Annotated in this window: 14 protein-coding genes; 9 read left to right on the top strand and 5 right to left on the bottom strand. The window is 63.7% G+C overall.

Translation table 11 applies throughout. The features are described 5' to 3' along the window. Positions 1 to 2: 2 nt before the first annotated feature. Complete coding sequence (locus Q0139_RS13345; protein ID WP_298022909.1) at positions 3 to 1,160, top strand: aminotransferase; 1,158 nt, start codon at positions 3 to 5, stop codon at positions 1,158 to 1,160. A gap of 11 nt (positions 1,161 to 1,171) precedes the next feature. Here Q0139_RS13345 and Q0139_RS13340 read toward each other — a convergent pair whose 3' ends face one another. Next, a complete protein-coding gene (locus Q0139_RS13340) occupies positions 1,172 to 1,855 on the bottom strand; it encodes a PilZ domain-containing protein (RefSeq protein WP_298022906.1) in 684 nt (227 codons plus the stop codon). A 155-nt stretch (positions 1,856 to 2,010) separates the two neighbouring features. On the opposite strand from Q0139_RS13340, the gene Q0139_RS13335 reads away from it, so the two are divergent. The 5 genes from Q0139_RS13335 to Q0139_RS13315 all read left to right on the top strand — a co-directional run bounded on the left by Q0139_RS13335 (position 2,011) and on the right by Q0139_RS13315 (position 9,009). Then, a complete protein-coding gene (locus tag Q0139_RS13335; protein ID WP_298022903.1) occupies positions 2,011 to 3,183 on the top strand; it encodes a CoA transferase in 1,173 nt (390 codons plus the stop codon). Then, entirely contained in the window at positions 3,180 to 3,809 is a 630-nt protein-coding gene (maiA, locus tag Q0139_RS13330; protein ID WP_298022900.1) for a maleylacetoacetate isomerase, read from the top strand. The genes Q0139_RS13335 and maiA overlap by 4 nt, the downstream gene beginning before the upstream one ends. Before the next feature lie 8 nt (positions 3,810 to 3,817). Continuing rightward, positions 3,818 to 5,947, top strand: a complete 2,130-nt coding sequence (locus Q0139_RS13325) for a TonB-dependent receptor (RefSeq protein WP_298022897.1) — start codon at positions 3,818 to 3,820, stop codon at positions 5,945 to 5,947. Positions 5,948 to 6,024: 77 nt separating this feature from the next. After that, on the top strand, positions 6,025 to 7,575 hold the full coding sequence (locus tag Q0139_RS13320) for an acyl-CoA synthetase (RefSeq protein WP_298022894.1): 1,551 nt from the start codon (positions 6,025 to 6,027) through the stop codon (positions 7,573 to 7,575). Between the two features lie 126 nt (positions 7,576 to 7,701). Next, complete coding sequence (locus Q0139_RS13315) at positions 7,702 to 9,009, top strand: cytochrome P450 (RefSeq protein ID WP_298022891.1); 1,308 nt, start codon at positions 7,702 to 7,704, stop codon at positions 9,007 to 9,009. A 15-nt stretch (positions 9,010 to 9,024) separates the two neighbouring features. Here the strand turns inward: Q0139_RS13315 and Q0139_RS13310 are convergent, their stop codons facing one another. From Q0139_RS13310 to Q0139_RS13300, 3 genes are all read right to left on the bottom strand, one after another. Then, the gene (locus tag Q0139_RS13310) at positions 9,025 to 10,272 is read right to left on the bottom strand and encodes an aspartate aminotransferase family protein (RefSeq protein ID WP_298022888.1); all 1,248 of its coding nucleotides are present in this window, start codon (positions 10,270 to 10,272) and stop codon (positions 9,025 to 9,027) included. 108 nt (positions 10,273 to 10,380) lie between these two features. Beyond that, positions 10,381 to 11,163, bottom strand: coding sequence for an SDR family NAD(P)-dependent oxidoreductase (locus tag Q0139_RS13305; RefSeq protein ID WP_298022885.1), 783 nt, complete (start codon positions 11,161 to 11,163; stop codon positions 10,381 to 10,383). Positions 11,164 to 11,264: 101 nt separating this feature from the next. Continuing rightward, positions 11,265 to 12,434: an acetyl-CoA C-acetyltransferase gene (locus Q0139_RS13300; RefSeq protein WP_298022881.1), complete on the bottom strand. Its 1,170-nt coding sequence runs from the start codon at positions 12,432 to 12,434 to the stop codon at positions 11,265 to 11,267. Between the two features lie 134 nt (positions 12,435 to 12,568). On the opposite strand from Q0139_RS13300, the gene Q0139_RS13295 reads away from it, so the two are divergent. From Q0139_RS13295 to Q0139_RS13285, 3 genes are all read left to right on the top strand, one after another. Further along, positions 12,569 to 14,188 (top strand): choline dehydrogenase, encoded by a 1,620-nt coding sequence (locus Q0139_RS13295; protein WP_298022878.1) that lies wholly within the window; start codon positions 12,569 to 12,571, stop codon positions 14,186 to 14,188. Between the two features lie 247 nt (positions 14,189 to 14,435). After that, positions 14,436 to 17,402 carry a TonB-dependent receptor gene (locus Q0139_RS13290; protein ID WP_298022968.1) on the top strand — a complete coding sequence of 989 codons (2,967 nt, stop codon included), beginning with the start codon at positions 14,436 to 14,438 and terminating at the stop codon, positions 17,400 to 17,402. 272 nt (positions 17,403 to 17,674) lie between these two features. Continuing rightward, the gene (locus Q0139_RS13285; RefSeq protein WP_298022876.1) at positions 17,675 to 18,844 is read left to right on the top strand and encodes a saccharopine dehydrogenase NADP-binding domain-containing protein; all 1,170 of its coding nucleotides are present in this window, start codon (positions 17,675 to 17,677) and stop codon (positions 18,842 to 18,844) included. On the opposite strand, the gene Q0139_RS13280 is transcribed toward Q0139_RS13285, so the two are convergent. Further along, positions 18,841 to 19,932 carry a CaiB/BaiF CoA-transferase family protein gene (locus tag Q0139_RS13280; RefSeq protein ID WP_298022873.1) on the bottom strand — a complete coding sequence of 364 codons (1,092 nt, stop codon included), beginning with the start codon at positions 19,930 to 19,932 and terminating at the stop codon, positions 18,841 to 18,843. The genes Q0139_RS13285 and Q0139_RS13280 overlap by 4 nt on opposite strands. Between the last annotated feature and the right edge of the window lie 51 nt (positions 19,933 to 19,983).

The raw sequence follows: 19,983 nt of genomic DNA, 5'->3' as shown, positions 1-19,983 counted from the left end.
TCATGAACCCTGTCTACGCCTCGCTTCCCACCACGATTTTCGAAGAAATGTCGGGGCTCGCCCGCGCGCACGACGCGATCAACCTGGGCCAGGGATTTCCCGATGCGGCAGGGCCGGAGGATGTGCGGCGCAAGGCGGCCGAGGCTTCGGTCGACGGTTACAACCAATATCCGCCGATGCGGGGCCTGCCCGAACTGCGGGAGGCCATCGCCGCACATTATGGCGCGCATCAGGGGCTGGCGATCGATCCGGACACGCAAGTCTGCGTTACTTCTGGCGCGACCGAGGCGCTGGCGGCATCAATTTTGGCGGTGCTCTCGCCGGGTGACGAGGCGATCGTGATCCAGCCGGCCTATGACGCCTATGCCCCGCTCATCCGACGCGCCGGCGCGACGCCGCGCTTCGTGTCGCTGGCGCCGCCCGACTGGAAACTGACACGCGAAACACTCGAAAGCGCGGTGACCGCGAAAACGCGTGCGATCGTGGTCAACACGCCGCTCAACCCGCTCGGCACGATGATGGGCGAGGAGGAGCTCAAAGTGCTCGCCGAGTTCTGCATCGCGCACGACCTGATCGCGATCTCCGACGAGGTGTGGGAGCATGTCCGCTTCGGCGGCGCGGCGCATCGCTCGCCGCTCGACCTGCCCGGCATGGCCGGGCGGACGATCAAGATCGGTTCGGCGGGCAAGGTCTTCTCGCTGACCGGATGGAAGACGGGTTGGGCGATCGCCGCACCTGCGCTGATCGACATGGTCGCCAAGGCCCACCAGTTCCTGACCTTCACCACGCCGCCCAATCTGCAAACGGCCGTCGCCTACGGCCTCGGCAAGGATGACGACTATTTCGCGGAAATGCGTGCCGGATATCAGCGCGCGCGGGACCGTCTCGCATTCGGATTGGAGGCGGCGGGCTATGCCGTGCTTGCTCCTCCGGCGACCTATTTCCTGTCGATCGATCTCGCCGCTTCGGGGATCGCGCTCGACGACCGTAACTTCTGCCGCCGCATCGTCGAGGAACATGGTGTCGCGGCCATTCCCGTCTCGGCCTTTTATGAGGAGGAGCCAGTCTCGCATCTGGCGCGGTTGTGTTTCGCCAAGGCGAATGCGGTTCTGGACGTTGCCATTGAACGGCTGGCCGGCGCGCGAAAGGCGCTCGGCTGACCCGCCATTGATCAGGTGGAGCTCGCCTTTCCGGCAAGTATGGGCTGTTTGTGCCGCTGATGCCCCGCGGCCCAGGCGGAAACCTGGCCGAGCGGGATCGTCCGGCTGAAAGCGATACCGGCCATGCCGTCTTCTGACCAGCACACCGTAGAGGCGCGCAACGGCAAGCCGTCGATAGCCATCACAATGTGCTGGCCTTCCGTCAGTTCGGCATCGGTCTCGACCTTGACCCCGCCTTGCGAGATATCGATCACCCGCGCCGCACCGATCCGTTCGCCTTCGCATTCGATCGCGGCATTGCCTTCGACCGACAGCCGCGGGGCGCGGGGCGCCATGCGGCTGCCGCCGGGGGACAGAACCTGATGCACGTCGATCGGAGCGGCGAAGGCAACGCCGCAGCGCCCATCCTCGATCCAGCGCACAATCGCCTCGACGACCAGGCCCATGCGAAACTCGATCGTTACGGTCTCGCCGGTGTCGATATCCGAAAACAGTTCGAGCATGGCGCCGCCCGAGGAGATGTTGCGGATGAGACAGAGCTCGTCGCCATTTTCGCCGGTCAGCTTGCCCGTCTGCAGCACGGTCATATAGCGCTGCCCGACCCGGCGGTCCGCACTTTGCGGCATCGCGCCGTCGAGCGAGATTACGGTGAATTCGGTCTGCCAATCGCAGTTTTTACGAGCGTTTGCGAGCATGTTCCTGCCTCCCAAGGTTGTTAAAAAACCCATGGGCGCCGGGTGCGTTCCTGCTGTTACCGTAGCATGACGTTTACCGGCCGGTAACGATACGCGAGACGGTGGCGCTTGCTGGCACGTTTCGATATGCGCGTGTGCGAAAGGACAAGCCGCATATGAACAACCCCCGGATTCTCGAAGGCATCAAGGTCGTCGACATGACGAGCGTGATCTTCGGCCCCTATGCCACGCAGACGCTCGCCGATTGCGGCGCCGACGTGATCAAGGTCGAGGCGCCGCGCGGCGATTTCTTCCGCGGGGCGGGCAAGCCGGCGAAGACCAGGGGCATGGGCGCGGTTCACATGACGATGAATCGGGGCAAGCGCGCGATTACGCTCGATCTCGGCAACGAGGAAGATGCCGAGGTCATGCGCGGGCTGATCGAGGACGCCGATGTCTTCATCCATAATGTCCGCAAGAAGGGCGTGGAAAAGCTCGGTTTCGGTTATGAGGACGTCAAGGCGATCAAGCCCGATATCGTCTATGTCCATTGCACCGGCTTCGGATCGGGCGGACCGTATGAGCCGCTGCAATGCTATGACGATGTCGTGCAGGCGGCATCGGGGCTGACCTCGCTGATGCCGATCGCCGACCGCAACCCCAAACCGCGCTATATTCCGAGCGCGATCGTCGACAAGGTCGCCGGGCTGCACGCCGCCTATGCAACGATGGCGGCGCTCATCCACAAGCTGCGCACCGGCGAAGGCCAGTTCGTCGAGGTTCCGATGTTCGAGGCGTTCACGCATTTCCTGCTGGAGGAGCATCTGTTCGGCGCGACATTCGATCCGCCGACCGAAACGATGCTCTACAAACGCCAGGTCGATCCCGACCGCCAGCCTTCGCCGACCAAGGACGGGCATATGAGCATCGTCCCTTATGTCGACGAGAATTGGCAGAAGACCTTCGAGCTGATGGGCGATCCCGATTTTCTCGAACGCGAGGGACTGACGACGCCGGTCGAGCGTTTCCGCAACCAGGACAAGATGTTCCTCCACATCGACAAACTCGCTCCGGCCAAGACCAATGCCGAATGGACCGAACTGTTCAACGCGAACAACATCCCGTGCATGGCGGCCCGCGATATCCACGACATCATGGAGGACCCGCATCTGAAGGAGACCGGATTCTTCAAACGCCGCGAACATCCGAGCGAGGGCGGTTATTTCGAAATGCAGCCGCCGGTGCGTTTCGGGGCGCGTCCCGATGCCGAACTCGGCTACGCCCCGCGCGTCGACGAGCATGGCGAGGAGATTCGGCGCGAGATCGCTGAAAGAAAGGGCGGCGCATGATAAAGCTCTACGACTATTTCCGCTCCTCGGCCGCCTATCGCATTCGGATCGGGCTCAATCTGAAGGGGCTTGGCTATGAGAGCGTTCCGGTCAGCCTGATCGACGGCGAACAATCGGCGCCGGACAATCTCGCGCGCAACCCGCAGGGACTTGTTCCGACGCTGGAGATTGACGGCCATACACTGACCCAGTCGCTGGCGATCCTCGACTATCTCGATCGCAAACAGCCGGACCCGGCCTTTCTGCCCGAGGATGCAGCGCAGGCATCGCATGTGCTCGCTATGGCGCTCGCCGTTGCGTGCGACATCCACCCGGTGAACAATCTGCGTATCCTCAAATATCTGCGCCACGAACTGGGGCAGGAACAGGAGCCGATCGACGACTGGTATCGCCACTGGATCGCCGAAGGCTTTGCCGGCCTCGAGACGATGGCGAAGACATATGGCGGTGAATATCTGAGCGGCGATACGCCCGGCCTCGCCGACATCTGCCTCGTGCCGCAAATGTACAATGCGCGCCGGTTCGAAACGCCGCTCGATGGCTATCCGACGCTGGTGGCCTATGATGCGAAACTCACCGCCCTGCCTCCCTTCGCCGCCGCGCATCCCGACGTCGTCAAACCCTGAGCCTCCCGATGAGTATCGCGCGTATCCCGATCCTGTTCTTGCTGGCCTCCACGGCGATGCCCGCGAGCGCGCAGGACGCCGATCTCCTGCCGCCCGAAGATCAGGACCCCTGGCTTGAAGGCATTGACGACCCGCCCGGCAACGACCCCATCATCGTTACCGCAGCGGGCCTCGAAACGCCGCAAAGCGATATCGCCTTCAGCACCGTCACGATGGAAGCCGACCAGATCGCGCGCGAGCCGAGCGGGCGGCTCGAAAACATTCTGAGCGGCGTCGCCGGCTTCCAGCTGTTCCGCGCGTCCGATGCACGTTCGGCCAATCCGACGAGCCAGGGCGCGACGTTGCGCGGCCTCGGCGGCAACGCCTCGTCGCGCGCGCTGCTGATCCTCGACGGCGTGCCGCAAAGCGACCCGTTCGGCGGCTGGGTCAGCTGGCCTGCCTTCGACGCCACCCGCCTCGGCGCGATCCGTGTGACGCGCGGCGGCGGCAGCGGGGTTTACGGCCCCGGCGCGCTCGCCGGGACGATCGAGCTGGAAAGCCTCTCGGCGGAGAACTTCCAGCCCGCCGCCGCCCAGATCGCTTTCGGCAGCCGCGACGCGCAGGAAAGCCGCTTCGGCGTGATGCTCCCCCCGGCGGAAAATTCCCTGCTCGACATCTCCGGCCATTATGCGCGCGGCGACGGCTTCATCCCCGTCATCGAAGGCCAGCGCGGCCCGATCGACGAGGGCGCAGATTACAAGCAATATGGCGGCACGTTCCGCGTCGCCGCCCCCATCGGCCGCACCGAGTTCCAGTTTTCCGGACGCTATTTCCATGACGAACGCAGCCGCGGCTTTCCCGGCAGCGAAAACCGCACCGAAGGCTTCGATGGCAGCATCCGCCTCGTCGGTCGGGACGACACGCAGTGGGAAGCGCTCGCCTATGTCCAGACGCGCGATTTCCGGTCGAGCTTCGCCGCCATCGATGCCGCGCGGACCACGGCAACGCAGGTACTCGACCAGTTCAGCGTGCCCGCCACCGGGTTCGGCGGCCGGTTCGAAATCCGCCCGGCGCTCGGCGGCGATGCGGCGGAACTGCGACTGGGCGGCGATTTCCGCCAGACCGAGGGGCGGACGCGCGAGCGATTCTTCTTCGTCGCCGGTGAACCGACGCGGCAGCGCGAAGCGGGCGGCACGACGCGCACCGCCGGTATCTTTGCCGATACGACGCTGCGCGCAGCCCCCGCACTCACGCTGACCGGGAGCGCCCGGCTCGACCATTGGTGGATCGAGGATGGCCGCTTCCGCCAGTCGGATATCGGCGTGCCGCTGGCGACCACCGAGACCTACCCGGATCGCGAGGGCTGGCGCTTCACCGGGCGCGCCGGGCTCGCCTGGCGGCCGACCAATCCGCTCACCATCCGCGCCGCCGCCTATACCGGCTGGCGGCTTCCGACGCTCAACGAACTCTACCGTCCCTTTCGTGTCGGCGACGACGTCACCGCCGCAAATGCCGCGCTTGCGCCGGAAAGCCTGAGCGGGATCGAGGCGGGAATCGACTATGCGCCCATCACCGTACTGCGCGTGTCCGGCACCCTCTTCTACAACCGGCTCGACGACGCCATCGCCAATGTCACGCTCGGCCAGGGTCCGGGCGTCTTCCCGGGCGCCGGTTTCGTGCCGCCGGGCGGTCTTTACCGCCAGCGCCGCAATCTCAACGGCATCGAATCGGCGGGGATCGAGCTCGATGCGAGCCTGCGCTTCACGGCATGGAATGTGCGGTTCTCTTATGCGTTTACCGATGCCGAGGTCGATGCGAGCGGCCCGGCCGCGCCGCTCGACGGATTGCGGCCCGCCCAGGTCGCGCGCCACAACGCCTCGGTCACGCTCGCCTATGGCCGCGAATTCGGCCCCGACGCGTCGGTGACGCTGCGCTATCTCGGCGGCCGGTTCGAGGACGATCTCAACCAGTTCCGGCTCGACGACGCGATGGTGGTCGGTGCTCGCGTCGCCTATCCGATCTACGGTCCGCTGGAGATCGAGCTGCGCGCCGAGAATATCTTTAACGCCCGCGTCGAGGCCGGGACGGGTAGCGACGGCATCATCGAGCGTGCCATGCCGCAAAGTTTCTGGGCGGGGTTGCGCTTCGCCTTCTTTTAGGTTCACTCTTACGTAAACTGCGCCAGCGGAAAAAGACGCAGCAAAGCGCTGGCCGACGACAGGAGAGGACACCGCCGATGCACCCGAAAGTCCATGCGCAAAGCACGCCGGACAAGCCCGCCATCATCATGGAACCGAGCGGCGAGGTCGTCACCTATGGCCAGCTCGACAAGCGATCGAACCAGGTCGCACACCTCTTCCGCTCGCACGGCCTTACCCATGGCGATCCCATCGCCATCTGCCTCGACAACCGGACGCGTTATTACGACCTGACCTGGGGTGCGCAGCGCGCGGGCCAAATCTATGTCGCCATTTCGAGCCGGCTGACGGCGGAAGAGATCGCCTATATCCTCGAGGATTCGGGCGCGAAGCTGCTCGTCGTCTCTCCTTATGTCGGTGAAAAGACACTTGATGAGCTGCGCGATTTCGGCCCGGACATTCCGCGCTTCATCGTCGGCGGGTCGCATCGCGGCTATGAGGATTTCGACGAAGCGACGGCGAAGATGCTCGAAACGCCGATCGACGACGAACGCGCCGGCGTCGACATGCTCTACAGCTCGGGCACGACCGGCCGGCCCAAGGGCATCAAATTCCCGCTCCCCGAAGACCCGGCGATCGACCAGACAAACTCGCTCGTCCAGCTGGCGCAGATGGCCTTCGGCTTCACGCCCGACAGCATCTATCTCTCGCCCGCGCCGCTCTATCACGCCGCGCCGCTGCGCTGGACGATGTGTGTCCACAAGCTCGGCGCCACCGTCGTCGTGATGGAAAAATTCGATCCCGAATTCGCGCTGCAGCTGATCGAAAAGCACAAGGCCGATGTCGGCCAATGGGTGCCGACGCATTTCGTGCGCATGCTGAAACTGCCCGAAGAGACACGCGCGAAATACGATGTCTCCTCGGTCAAATGCGCCGTCCATGCAGCGGCGCCCTGCCCCATTCCGATCAAGGAGAAGATGATCGAATGGTGGGGCCCGGTGCTATCCGAATATTATGCCGGCAGCGAGGGCAACGGTTTCACCTTCATCAACTCCGAACAATGGTTGGCGCACAAGGGATCGGTCGGCACGGCGCTGATCGGGATCATCCGGATTTGCGACGAAGACGGCAACGAGGTTCCGCCGCGGACTGAGGGCACCGTCTATTTCGAGGGCGGAACGGCATTTTCCTACCACAATGACGAGGAAAAAACCGCCGACGCGACCAACAAACATGGCTGGACCACGCTCGGCGATGTCGGCTGGGTCGACGAGGACGGCTTCCTCTACCTCACCGACCGCAAGAGCTTCATGATCATCTCGGGCGGCGTGAACATCTATCCGCAGGAGATCGAAAACCTGCTCGTGACGCACGACAAGGTTGCCGACGCCGCCGTCATCGGCGCGCCGGATGAGGATATGGGCGAACGCGTCGTCGCCGTGATCCAGCCGCTCGACATGAACGCGGCGGGCGATGCGTTGCGCGAGGAGCTGACGGCATTCCTGCGTCAGCACCTGTCCGGCGTGAAGGTGCCGCGCCAGATCGATTTCCGCGCCGAGCTTCCCCGCCATCCGACCGGCAAGCTCTACAAGCGCCTGCTGCGCGACGAATATTGGGAGGACGCCAAGAAAGCCGGGGCGGCGGCTTGATCCATCCGCCACCCTGAACATGTTTCAGGCCAATATGCCAAGGCCTGTCCGACAATTTGAAACGGCCGGGCATATGGATGCCGAAACAAGTTCAGCATGACCCATTGAGGGGAAAGGAGTGCGATCATGGCGACAACAATCACCGAACCCGAAGGGCCGACGCTCGATCCTGAAACGGGGACCAGGATCCTCCTGCCCGAAACCTATGCCGACTGGGCGGGCGCGCTCGACCTGTTCGACCGGCTGCGCGAAGAAACGCCGATCGTCCGCATCGTCCCCGCCGACGACGGCTTCAAGCCCTTCTGGCTGCTGACGCGCTACGACGACGTGATGCAGATCAGCAAGGACAATGCGACCTTCCTCAACAACCCCAATCCGGTGGTCTTCAGCACCAAGCAAGGGATCGAGTTCTCCCGCGCCGCGACGGGCAGCGACATGCTCGTTGACTCGCTCGTCACTTTCGACGCGCCGATCCACCCGAAATACCGGCGCCTGACGCAAGACTGGTTCATGCCGAAGAACCTGCGGACGATCGAGGACGAGATTCGCGCGCTCGCCAGGAACACCGTCGACAAGCTGCTGGACGCCGGGCCCGAGGGGGATTTCGTCCCGCTTGTCGCGGCCCCCTATCCGCTCCACGTCGTCATGCAGATTCTCGGCGTGCCCGAGGAAGACGAACCGAAGATGCTGTTCCTGACGCAGCAGATGTTCGGCGGGCAGGACGAGGACCTGTCGGGCAGCGGCCTCGCGAACATGACGCCCGAACAGATCATGGCGATCGTGTCGGGCGCGGTGCAGGAGTTCGAGGGCTATTTCAGCCGGCTTGCCGCCGAGCGGCGCGCGAACCCCACCGATGACGTCGCCAGCGTCATCGCCAACGCCACGGTCGACGGCGAACCGCTGCCCGATCGCGACATGGCCGGTTATTACATCATCATGGCGGCCGCCGGCCACGACACGACCTCGGCCTCGACGGCAGGGGCGATGCAGGCGCTGGCGCAGGACCCGGAACAATGGGCAATGGTGAAGGCCGACCGCAGCCTGCTTCCCGGCATCGTCGAGGAAGCGATCCGCTGGACGACGCCGGTGCAGCATTTCATGCGAACCGCCGCTAAGGATACCGAGATCGGCGGCCATCCCATCGCCAGGGGCGACTGGCTGATGCTCAGCTATATCGCGGCGAACCACGATCCCGACAAGTTCGACGATCCGCGCAAATTCGATGCCGCGCGGTCACCGAACCGCCACCTCGCCTTCGGGGCCGGCGCGCACCAGTGCCTCGGTCTGCACCTGGCGCGGCTGGAAATGCGAATCCTGTTCGAGGAGCTGCTCGACCGGATCGAAACGATCGAACTGGCCGGCGAACCGAAACGATCGAAATCGATTTTCGTCGGCGGCCTGAAGACGCTACCGCTCCGATACCGGGCGGCGTAATCTGCGCCGGGCGCGCTAGCTGTAGCGCGCCTCGATCTTCTGAACGGCCTTACCATCCTCGCCTGCCGCCACCGCGCGGACACTGTCGGCGAGGTCGTCGAGATAGGCGTCGATGAATTCGGAATGTTTCGGCGAAAGCATCAGGTGAAGGCTCGGCGGCTCGATCGTCACCGACGTGAACCAACCCCTGCGGTAGATCTCCCCATACAGTGCCAGCGCATGATGATCGGGATGGTGAAAGGCCATAAGGCCGAGAATCGGATTGCCGACAATCTGAAATCCCATCATCTTTACCGCTTCTTCCACCCTTTCCCGCGTCGCGCATACCTCGCCCTGAAGGCGCCGATAGCCGTCGACGCCGAGATAGTTCATCACCGCCCAGGCCGCCGAAATGGCGCCGCCGGGGCGCGTGCCGGCGAGTGTCGGTGTGGTCATCGGCGCGCCCGACCAGCAGGAATATTCGAAGGGCATGTACGCGTAGAGTTCTTCGGTGCGGAAGAGCACCGTCGACGCGCCCTTGGCCGCATAGCCGTATTTGTGGAGGTCGGCACTCATCGATTTCACCGCCTCCACCTCGAAATCGAACGGCGGAACCGGAACGCCGTTCATCCGCGCAAAGGGTGCAAAATAGCCGCCGACACAGGCGTCGACATGCAGCCATATGCCCAGCCGCTCGGCCGCTGCGCCCAGTTCGGCGATCGGATCGATAATGCCGTGCGGGAAATTGGGTGCCGAGCCTATCAACATGATGGTTCCGGCGTCGCACGCCGCTTCCATTGCCTCGACATCGACTTCGAAACTGCCGTCGGTTTTCAGCGCAATACGGCGCACCTCGATATCCATCAGGTGGCAGGCCTTGTCGAACGCCAGATGCGCCGATTGCGGAACCACGATATTGGCCTTTTCCGGCGTCCGGCCAGTCGCCCGGGCATGATCGCGCGCGGTCTTGATTGCCATCGTAATCGAGTCGGTTCCCCCGGACGTCATCGCGCCGCTGGCGCCCTCCGGCCCGTGCAGCAGGCCAAGCGCCATCGAAATGACATCCTTCTCCATCTGCGCGAGCGAGGGGAAGGCCGCCGGACCGAGCCCGTTCTCGGACATATAGGCGGCGTAGGCCTCTTTCTGCACGGTCGCGACGTCGTCCCCGGCATTGAAGACATAGACGGCCGTCTTGCCCTCGCGCCATTTGGCGTCATTGCCGCCGCGCCCGAGTAGTTCGCTCCTTACCTCGTCCCAAGATCGGCCCTTTGTCGGCATCCGCATGGAGTGTCTCCGTTGCCCGCTTCAATGGCGGGCACCTTGGCATGGCGGCACCGAAAAGAAAAAGGCGGACCGAAGCCCGCCTTCTCCGTTTCTGCCTGACCGGCAGTCTTATCTCGGCGCCATGCGGATCGCACCGTCGAGGCGGACGTCCTCGCCGTTGAAATAACCGTTCTCGATCATCGTCAGCGCGAGACCGGCATATTCTTCGGGTTCGCCCAAACGCTGCGGATAGGGAACCGACGCCGCAAGTGCGTCCTTCACGTTCTGCGGCGCGGCGGCGAGCAGCGGCGTGTTGAAGATGCCCGGCAGGATCGTGTTGACGCGAATTGCCTCGCGCGAAAGATCGCGCGCGATCGGAAGCGTCATGCCGACGACGCCGCCCTTCGACGCCGAATAGGCGGCCTGACCGATCTGGCCGTCCTCGGCCGCAACCGATGCGGTGTTGACGATGGCGCCGCGATCACCGTCGGGCAGCGGATCGAGCGTCATCATGCCGGCCGCCGACTTGGCGATGCAGCGGAAGGTGCCGACCAGATTGATCTGGATGATCCAGTTGAACGCATCGAGCGGGAAGTGCTTGATCGAGCCGTCTTCCTTCGAACGGCTGGCGGTCTTGATCGCGTTGCCGGTGCCCGCGCAGTTGACGAGAATGCGTTCCTGTCCGATCGCCTCGCGCGCCTTGGTGAAGGCCGCATCGACGGATTCTTCGTCGGTGACGTTGCATTCGCAGAAGACGCCGCCGAGTTCGTCGGCCATCGCCTGGCCCTTTTCGGCCTGCAGGTCGAAAATCGCAACCTTCACGCCCTTGGCGGCCAGCGCCCGCGCGGTCGCCGCGCCGAGGCCCGATGCGCCGCCGGTGACGACGGCGGAGATGTTTTCGTTGAGTTCCATGTGATTTCTTCTCCCAAATTCCGTTAGGGCTGAGCTTGTCGAAGCCCGCCTCCCAATTCCGATAAACGCCCTTCGACAAGCTCAGGGCTAACGGTACCTAATCAAACCCGTTCGATGATCGTGACATTGGCCTGTCCGCCGCCTTCGCACATCGTCTGCAGGCCGTATTTGCCGCCGCGCTGTTCGAGCGCGTTGAGCAAAGTCGCCATCAGCTTGGTGCCCGAAGCGCCGAGCGGATGGCCGAGCGCGATCGCGCCGCCATGGACGTTGATCCGCTCGCGCTCTGCGCCGGTATGCTTGAGCCAAGCGAGCGGGACGGGGGCGAAGGCTTCGTTGACCTCGTAGCAGTCGATATCGCCCATTTTGATGCCCGACCGTTCGAGCGCCTTGTCGGTCGCGAAGAGAGGTTCTTCCAGCATGATCACCGGATCGCCGGCGGTCACCGTCAGGTTCACGATGCGGGCACGCGGCGTCAGGCCGTGTTCCTTCAGCGCCTTTTCGGACACGACGAGCACGGCCGATGCGCCATCGCAAATCTGCGACGAGGATGCGGCCGTGATGACGCCGTCTTCCTGGATCAGCTTGACGCCCTGAATGCCCTCCAGCGTCGCATCGAAGCGGATGCCTTCGTCGACCTTGTGCATCTCCTCGCCCTCGGGCGTTTCGATCTGGACGGGGACGATTTCGTTCTCGAACGCGCCGGCTTCGGTCGCCTTGGCCGCCTTCTGATGCGATTCGAGCGCATATCGGTCGAGATCGTCCTTGGTCAATCCGTGCTTCTTGGCGACCATTTCGGCGCCCATGAACTGGCTGAACATGATGTTCGGATAGGCTTCCTCCAGCCGGGGACTCTTGTACATGCCGAGTCCCTCTTTCATGAACAGGCGCGCAACCGATCCCATCGGCACGCGTGTCATGCTCTCGATGCCGCTAGCGAGCACAACGTCCTGCGTACCGCTCATCACCGCCTGCGCCGCGAACTGGATCGATTGCTGCGAAGATCCGCACTGCCGGTCGATCGAGACGGCGGGAATGCTGTCGGGCAATTTCGACGCTAGCACCGCGTTGCGGCCGACATCCATCGTCTGCTCGCCGCCCTGCGACACACAACCGCAGATCACATCCTCGATCGCCGCAGGATCGAAATCGTTGCGATCGGCGATCGCGTCGAACACCGCCGCGCCGAGATCGACCGGGTGCACCCCGGCCAGCTTGCCACCGCGCCGGCCGCCGGCCGTCCGCACTGCATCGACAATATAGGCATCCGCCATCGTATCATTCTCCTGGGGTCTTTGAGTCGCGAAAAGCCGCGTTCCCCGCTCTTGTGCATGATAGTTGACGTTCGCGTCAACCGCGCGCACAACCGGCCGTGTCCGACGAGAGGCGGATGGAGAGGATCGACAGCATGACCGAGGCCGAAGGCGCGGAATTCGACTATATCATCGTCGGTGCGGGGAGCGCGGGCTGCGTGCTCGCCAACCGCCTCTCGGCCGATCCCGATACGACGGTGTGCCTGATCGAGGCGGGTCAGGAGGACAAGAGCCTGCTGATCAAGATGCCGGCCGGCGTCGGCAATCTCCTCAAACAGCCCAATCCCTATAACTGGTTCCTGCACACGGTGCCGCAAAAGCACCTCAATGGCCGCGAACTCTACTGGCCGCGCGGCAAGGGCTGGGGCGGCTCTTCGAGCATCAACGGCATGATCTACATTCGCGGCCATGCGCGCGATTACGACCAGTGGCGGCAGACGGGACTGGCCGGCTGGGGCTATGACGATGTGCTGCCCTATTTCAAAAAGGCCGAGAATTACGAGGAAGGCGCGGACGATTATCATGGCGGCGACGGGCCGCTGAAGGTCACGAACAGTGCGATGACCGACGCGGTCTATCAGGCGTTCGTCGCAGCCGGCCAAGCCGCGGGCTATCCGCTGACCGACGATTTCAACGGCGCGCAGCAGGAAGGCTTCGGCCCCTATCAGCGCACGATTTCGGCCGGCGAACGGTTCAGCGCGGCGGCCGCCTATCTGCGCCCGATCGCCGGCACGCGCGACAATCTCGCCGTCCATTCGACCGGGCTGGTGACGAAGGTGCTGGTCGAGGAAGGCCGCGCCGCCGGCGTCGAAACCGCGTCGGGCAAAGGGAACCGCACGAAGCGAACGCTGCGCGCGCGGCGCGAGGTGATCCTGTGCGCGGGTGCCGTGCATTCGCCGCACCTGCTGATGCTGTCCGGCATCGGCGATCCGGCCGAAATGGCGCGGCACGGCATCGAGACGATCCATTCCTCGCCGGAAATCGGCAAGAATCTGCAGGACCATCTCGATATCGTCATTGTTCACGAGATGACGCAGAAGCTGTCCGCCTATTCGCGGCAGGCGGGGTTGAAGAAGCCCTTCGTCGGCTTGAACTACCTGCTCCGCCGCAAGGGTGCAGGGACCGACAATTTCCTGCAAGCCGGCGCGTTCCTGAAATCGCGCGACGGGCTCGATGCGCCCGACATCCAGCTCCACCTCGTCAACGCGATCATGGTCGATCACGGCATGACGGAGATCAAGAAGGACGGGTTCACCATCCACGCCTGCCAGCTGCGTCCCGAAAGCCGCGGCACGATCGGCCTCGCATCGGCCGACCCGTTCGCCGCGCCTGCGATCGATCCGAACTATCTGGCAAGCGAGGAAGATCGCCGCGTGATGCGCGAGTCGGTGCGCATGGTGCGGGACATCTGCGCCCAGGCCCCGCTCGACGACCTGCGCGGGCCCGAAATCCGTCCGGAACGGCCGGTTGAGAATGACGCGGATATCGATGCCTTTATCCGTGAGACGGCGGAAACGATCTACCATCCCGTCGGCACGGTGCGGATGGGCGTCGACGACGCGGCGCCGCTCGACGGCGAATTGCGACTTCGCGGCATAGGAGGCCTTCGCGTTGTCGATGCGTCGGTGATGCCGACGCTGATCGGCGGCAATACCAATGCGCCGACGATCATGATCGCGGAGAAAGCGGCCGATTTGATCGCCAGCGCGCGATAGGCTGCCCCATGCCCATGAACAGGCCCTTCCAGCGGAATTGTAGCGCAATTGACACGCCCGCCGACAAAGCTTTGCTGCGCAACATTTGCCTATTGACGTTAATGTCAATGAATCGCTAGCCAACGATCAAAGCTCCGCACGATTTCAACGATGACGGGGCAAAAGAACCACCCCGTTCACGGGGATCGAGAGGGGAGACTGTTTCGTGAAAAGATTCGAACTGTACCTTGCATCCGCCACTGTCGCGATGCTGGCCACGCCTGCCGTTTCGCAGACCACTGGCAACGCACCGATTGTCGTTACCGCGCAACGCCAGTCGCAGAGCCTGCAGGATGTTCCGATTGCCGTGACGGCCTTCGACGCCGAAGCGCTCGAAGCGCAGCAGATCGAAAATGCGAGCGATCTTCAGCTCACGCTTCCGAACGTCACCTTCACGAAGAGCAACTTCACATCGTCGAGCTTCACCATTCGCGGTATCGGCGATCTGTGCGTCGGTGTATCTTGCGATTCTGCAACCGGCATTCACGTCAATTCGGCGCCGGTTTTCGGCACGCGTTTGTTTGAGACCGAATATTTCGATCTGGAACGCGTCGAGGTGCTACGCGGCCCGCAGGGCACGCTGTTCGGCCGCAATGCGACCTCGGGCGTCGTCAACATCGTCACCGCCCGGCCAATCCTCGGTGAGTTCGCCGGCGATTTCTCGGCCTCCTATGGCAATTACAACGCCGTCGAAGCCCGCGGCATGCTGAATATTCCGATCGGGGATAGCTGGGCCTTCCGCGGTGCCGGCATCTACGTCAATCGCGACGGCTATACCGACAACCTGTTCAACGGCGACGACATCGATGGCCGCGACCTCTACGCCCTTCGTGGCTCGCTTCGCTTCGAGCCGGGCCCGGACTCGATCATCGATTTCATGGGCTATTATTTCCGCGAGAACGATGATCGTCTGCGTATCCAGAAACAGACCTGCCAGAACGACCCCACCGGTTTCCTCGGCTGCCTCAATGCTCGCCGCGATTTTGATATTATCAACGGTAACGCCACCTTCACCGGCACGCTGGGCTCAACCGAATTCCTCGCACTCAACGGTATCTCTCCGGCGCTTGGACTTGGCCTCGGAAGCCTCTACGGCCCCGATCCCTATTCCAACTTCGTCGAGCCGAACGATCCGCGCCAGGTGAGCACGCAGTTCACGCCGGAATATTTCACCGACGAACTGCAGCTCCAGGCCCATGCCGAGCATGATTTCGGCGGCGTCACCGGCGCCTTCACCGCGACCTATCAGGAAACCAGCGTCGATTCGCGGCAGGATTACAACCTCGCCGTGCTCGATCGGAGCTTCTTCGCGCCGGCGCTCAACGCGCTCGCCTTTTACGGTGCCAACGGTCTACCGACCGGCCTTGCACCGCCCGCGCCCGCCTTCGTCCCGGGCTCGGCCGCCTATTTCGCACCGGTTTCCAACGCACTAATTCCGCAGGGTCCGAACGGTCCGCTTTGTACTTCGGATACCGAATTGACGGGAACCGGTTCGTTCGGCGGCAACAGCTATTGCAGCCAGGTGCCGAACACGTTCGACCGTTCGACATCGTCCACGCAAAGCTGGTCGTTCGAAGCGATCGTGAACACCGATCTCGACGGGCCGGTCAACTTCCTGCTCGGCGCGATTTACGCCCATGTCGACGCGCGCAACACCGACTATTACGTCAATGCCTTCGCGATCGACTATATCTCGGGCCTTCTCGGCGCGTTCAACAGCTTCGCGGGCGGCCTGCCGCCGTCCTATCTGGGCACGCCTTTCTTCCGCAACGCCTCGCAGGAATTCGGCCTCGAAAGCTACGGCGTATTCGGCGAAGTCTATTGGGACATCACCGACGAACTGCAGTTCACCGGCGGCCTGCGCTACAATATCGATGAAAAGGACCTGACCGCGCGTTCGACGCTGGCGAGCTTCCTCGTTCCGCATGGTCTGCCCAGTGCCTTCGATACGCCGTTCGGCGCGCAATTCGACGCAAATCCGACGACGCCCTGCCTGGCGCCCTCGCCGCTGGGTCAACTCGGGTCGTTCCCCGGCTGCGAAGCGTTCCAGCAGACCAGCGCCAACTTCGCCGAAGTAACGGGCCGTGCAGTGCTCGACTGGCAGTATACGCCGGATAATTCGATCTACCTGTCCTATTCGCGGGGCTACAAGTCGGGCGGCATCAACCCGCCGATCCAGCCGGTCTTCTCGGTTCCGACGACCTTCTCGCCGGAAACGATCAACGCTTTCGAATTCGGTTCGCGCAACGTGTTGATGAACGGCGCGCTGACGCTGAATGCGACGGCGTTCTACTACATGTACAACAACCTGCAGCTGAGCCGGATCGTGGCGCGGACATCGGTCAACGACAATGTCGACGCCGATATCTGGGGTCTCGAGCTGGAAGCCCTATGGGCACCGGACGATCACTGGACGTTCAACTTCAGCGCCAGCTATCTGAACACCGAGGTTTCCGAAGACCGCTTCCTGGTGAACCAGCGCGATCCTTCGGGCGGCGATCCGAATGCCGTGATCGTCAAGGACATCACGGCCGCGTTCAACTGCGCCGTGACCTCGGGCAGCCTCGCCAATTCGGCAGCTTACGTGACCTTCGTGAATACCAGCCCGACCAGCCCGATCGCGGCGGCCGGCCTGCAGGGACCGACGACGTTCCCGGCCGATAGCGGGCTCGGCACGACGCTTGGCGCCTTCAGCGTCTGCAGCGCCCTTGCCGGCGTTTATGCCGCTTCCCCGGCCGCCCAGGCTGCCTTCCCCGGCATCCAGGTCTTTGCCGGCCAGGCGCCGGGGATCGACCAGGGCATCCCGGTCAACATCCGCGGCAACGAGCTGCCCCAGGCGCCGGACTTCAAGGTGTCGGCGGGTGTCCAGTATCGCGCCGAATTCGGCAATGGCATGGCGATCACGCCGCGCGTCGACGCCGCCTATACGGGCGAAAGCTTCGGCAACATCTTCAACGGCGATGTGAACCGGGTCGACGGCTATTGGCAGGTCAACGCCCGGATCCAGCTCGACGGGCCCGACGAACGCTGGTTCGTCCGCGCCTTCGTGCAGAACATCTTCAACGACGATTCGGAAACCGGCCTCTATCTGACCGACCAGAGCTCGGGCCTGTTCACCAACATCTTCACGCTGGAGCCGCGCCGCTACGGCCTCGCCGCCGGCTTCCGCTTCTAGACCAGTCGGAGGGGATGAAAGGGCGTCGCGGTCAACCGCGGCGTCCTTTCGTTTGCTTGTCAGCAAATTCCTTACGGAACTTCGCCGCACCAGCCCGCACCCCCTCCCGACCTCCCAATAAGGTTACTCTCATGGGAGGTCGGGAGGGGGTGCGGGCTGGTGCGGCGACCTCGCGATAGCGAGGTCTGACAAACAAGATTCCATCCCAGCTTTACGTTTCAGGAAGCCACCGATTGCGCTAGTCTGCCGAACAAAATCACAGGAGAGCACCGATGACCGACACCCGCGACTTCGACATCATCGTTTACGGGGCCAGCGGCTACACCGGCCGGCTCGTCGCCGAATATCTGGCGAAGACCGCGCCCGACGGAATCAAATGGGCAATGGCGGGCCGCAACGAGGCCAAGCTTGCGGAAGTACGCGACGAGATCGGCGCGCCTGCCGATACCCCGATCGTCGTCGCCGATGCCGACAAGCCCGAAACGATCGGTGCAATGGCCGAAAGCACCAAGGCCGTGATCACGACGGTGGGGCCGTACCAGCTCTATGGCGAGCCGCTTGTCGCGGCGTGCGCCAAGGCCGGCACCGACTATGTCGACCTGTGCGGCGAGCCGGCATGGATGCGCCAGATGATCGACAAATATCACGACCAGGCCAGGGACAGCGGCGCGCGGATCGTTTTCTCCTGCGGCTTCGACTCCATCCCCTTCGATTGCGGCGTCTGGTTCGTCGAGGAAGCGGCCAAGGACGCGTTCGGCGCGCCCGCCCCACGCGTTCGGGGCCGGGTCCGGGCGATGGAAGGCAAGTTCTCCGGCGGCACGGCAGCCAGCCTCAAAGCCACGATGGCTGCGGCAGCGCAGGATCCGGAGGTGGTCAAGCTGCTCGTCGATCCGTTCGCGCTGACGCCCGGCCATTCGGGTGCGGAACAGCCGCGCGGCGACGATATCAGCCATGAGGACGATATCGGCAGCTGGACGGCGCCGTTCATCATGGCGGCGATCAACACGCGCAACGTACTGCGCAGCAACTTCCTGCTCGGCCAGCCCTGGGGCGGCGATTTCACCTATGACGAGAAGATGATGACCGGCCCCGGCGATGCGGGCGAGGCGGCAGCCAGGGGCGTCGCCTCGGCCAATCCGCTCGGCGGCGACGACGCGCCCAAACCCGGCGAAGGGCCGACGAAGGAGGAGCGTGAAAACGGCTTCTACGATGTGCTTTTCATCGCGGAGAAGGACGGCGAAAGCGTCCGTGCCAGCGTCAAGGGCGATATGGATCCCGGCTATGGCTCGACATCGAAGATGATCGCCGAAAGCGCGCTCTGCCTCGTCGAAGACCTACCGAAGAGCGAGGGCGGGATCTGGACACCGGCAGCGCTGATGGCCGCGCCACTGATCAAGCGACTGGAGGAGCGGGCCGGCCTGACGTTCAGCCGCGAAGGCTAGCCCCAGGCTGCCAGCGCCTCGTCGATCGTCAGCGTCCCACGCTCGCCGATCTTCGCCGGCGTTTCCGAAAAGCGAGGCGCGGGCATCGGGTGCAGCACGCCGTCATGCTCGTCGAACGTCTTGCGGGCGACATTGTGCGGATGCTTCGGCGCTTCGGAAATATCGAGCACAGCGGCGACGCAGGCGTCCGATCCCTCGAAATGGGCTGCCCATTCGTCGCGCGACCGGCTCTTGAATTTCGCGCCGAACGCCTCGGCCTGTTTCGGCCAGTTGGCGGGATCGTGCTGCGGAAAATCGTCCGCGTTCAATTCCAGCTTGTCGAGAAACTCGGCGTAGAATTGCGGTTCGAGACAGCCGACGGCCATATATTTGCCGTCCGCCGTCTCGTAGCAGCGATAGAAGGGCATGCCGCCGTCGAGCAGGTTCGATTCGCGCTCGGCCTTCCATGTTCCGACATCGTGAAACGCATAGAACATGCTCATCAGGATCGCCGCACCGTCGGTCATTGCGGCGTCGACGACCTGCCCCTTGCCGGTATTCTTCGCCGACAGGATCGCAGCGAGCATGCCCATGATCAGGAACATCGTCCCCCCACCATAATCGCCGACAAGGTTGAGCGGCGGAAAGGGCGGCTGGCCCTTGCGACCCATCGATCCGAGCGCGCCGGTGATCGCGATATAGTCGATATCGTGGCCCGCGCTCTGCGACAACGGCCCCTCCTGTCCCCAGCCCGTCATCCGGCCGTAAACGAGCTTCGGATTGCGGGCGAGGCAGTCTTCGGGTCCGAGGCCGAGCCGCTCCATCACGCCGGGGCGCTGCCCCTCCATCACCGCATCGGCCTGTGCGATAAGGTCGAGCGCCTTGTCGCGCTGCGCCGGGTCTTTCAGATCGAGTTCGGTCGTCTTCCTTCCCCGCATCAGGATCGCGTTCCCCGCCGCGTTGACCCGCGCCGTCATTCCGGGGCGCCCGATGCGGACAATCTCCGCGCCAAGGTCGGAGAGGATCATGCCGGCAAGCGGCACCGGGCCGATCGCGTCGAACTCGACAATACGGATGCCGGCCAGCGGGCCGCTATGGGGGTCGGTCATGATGGTTTCTCCTTCGTGTCGGGACTTGTGATGACAGCCTTGACGCTTGCG

The organism is uncultured Parasphingopyxis sp., assembly GCF_937129435.1.
In the GTDB taxonomy this organism is placed as follows: domain Bacteria; phylum Pseudomonadota; class Alphaproteobacteria; order Sphingomonadales; family Sphingomonadaceae; genus Parasphingopyxis.
This window is presented reverse-complemented; position numbering and strand designations above follow the sequence as displayed.

What these genes read in the sequence shown, in the direction of transcription:
- Q0139_RS13345 (WP_298022909.1), top strand. Translation starts at nt 3, where the DNA reads ATGAACCCTGTCTACGCCTCGCTTCCCACCACGATTTTCGAAGAAATG.
- Q0139_RS13340 (WP_298022906.1), bottom strand. Translation starts at nt 1,855, where the DNA reads ATGCTCGCAAACGCTCGTAAAAACTGCGATTGGCAGACCGAATTCACC.
- Q0139_RS13335 (WP_298022903.1), top strand. Translation starts at nt 2,011, where the DNA reads ATGAACAACCCCCGGATTCTCGAAGGCATCAAGGTCGTCGACATGACG.
- maiA (WP_298022900.1), top strand. Translation starts at nt 3,180, where the DNA reads ATGATAAAGCTCTACGACTATTTCCGCTCCTCGGCCGCCTATCGCATT.
- Q0139_RS13325 (WP_298022897.1), top strand. Translation starts at nt 3,818, where the DNA reads ATGAGTATCGCGCGTATCCCGATCCTGTTCTTGCTGGCCTCCACGGCG.
- Q0139_RS13320 (WP_298022894.1), top strand. Translation starts at nt 6,025, where the DNA reads ATGCACCCGAAAGTCCATGCGCAAAGCACGCCGGACAAGCCCGCCATC.
- Q0139_RS13315 (WP_298022891.1), top strand. Translation starts at nt 7,702, where the DNA reads ATGGCGACAACAATCACCGAACCCGAAGGGCCGACGCTCGATCCTGAA.
- Q0139_RS13310 (WP_298022888.1), bottom strand. Translation starts at nt 10,272, where the DNA reads ATGCGGATGCCGACAAAGGGCCGATCTTGGGACGAGGTAAGGAGCGAA.
- Q0139_RS13305 (WP_298022885.1), bottom strand. Translation starts at nt 11,163, where the DNA reads ATGGAACTCAACGAAAACATCTCCGCCGTCGTCACCGGCGGCGCATCG.
- Q0139_RS13300 (WP_298022881.1), bottom strand. Translation starts at nt 12,434, where the DNA reads ATGGCGGATGCCTATATTGTCGATGCAGTGCGGACGGCCGGCGGCCGG.
- Q0139_RS13295 (WP_298022878.1), top strand. Translation starts at nt 12,569, where the DNA reads ATGACCGAGGCCGAAGGCGCGGAATTCGACTATATCATCGTCGGTGCG.
- Q0139_RS13290 (WP_298022968.1), top strand. Translation starts at nt 14,436, where the DNA reads ATGCTGGCCACGCCTGCCGTTTCGCAGACCACTGGCAACGCACCGATT.
- Q0139_RS13285 (WP_298022876.1), top strand. Translation starts at nt 17,675, where the DNA reads ATGACCGACACCCGCGACTTCGACATCATCGTTTACGGGGCCAGCGGC.
- Q0139_RS13280 (WP_298022873.1), bottom strand. Translation starts at nt 19,932, where the DNA reads ATGACCGACCCCCATAGCGGCCCGCTGGCCGGCATCCGTATTGTCGAG.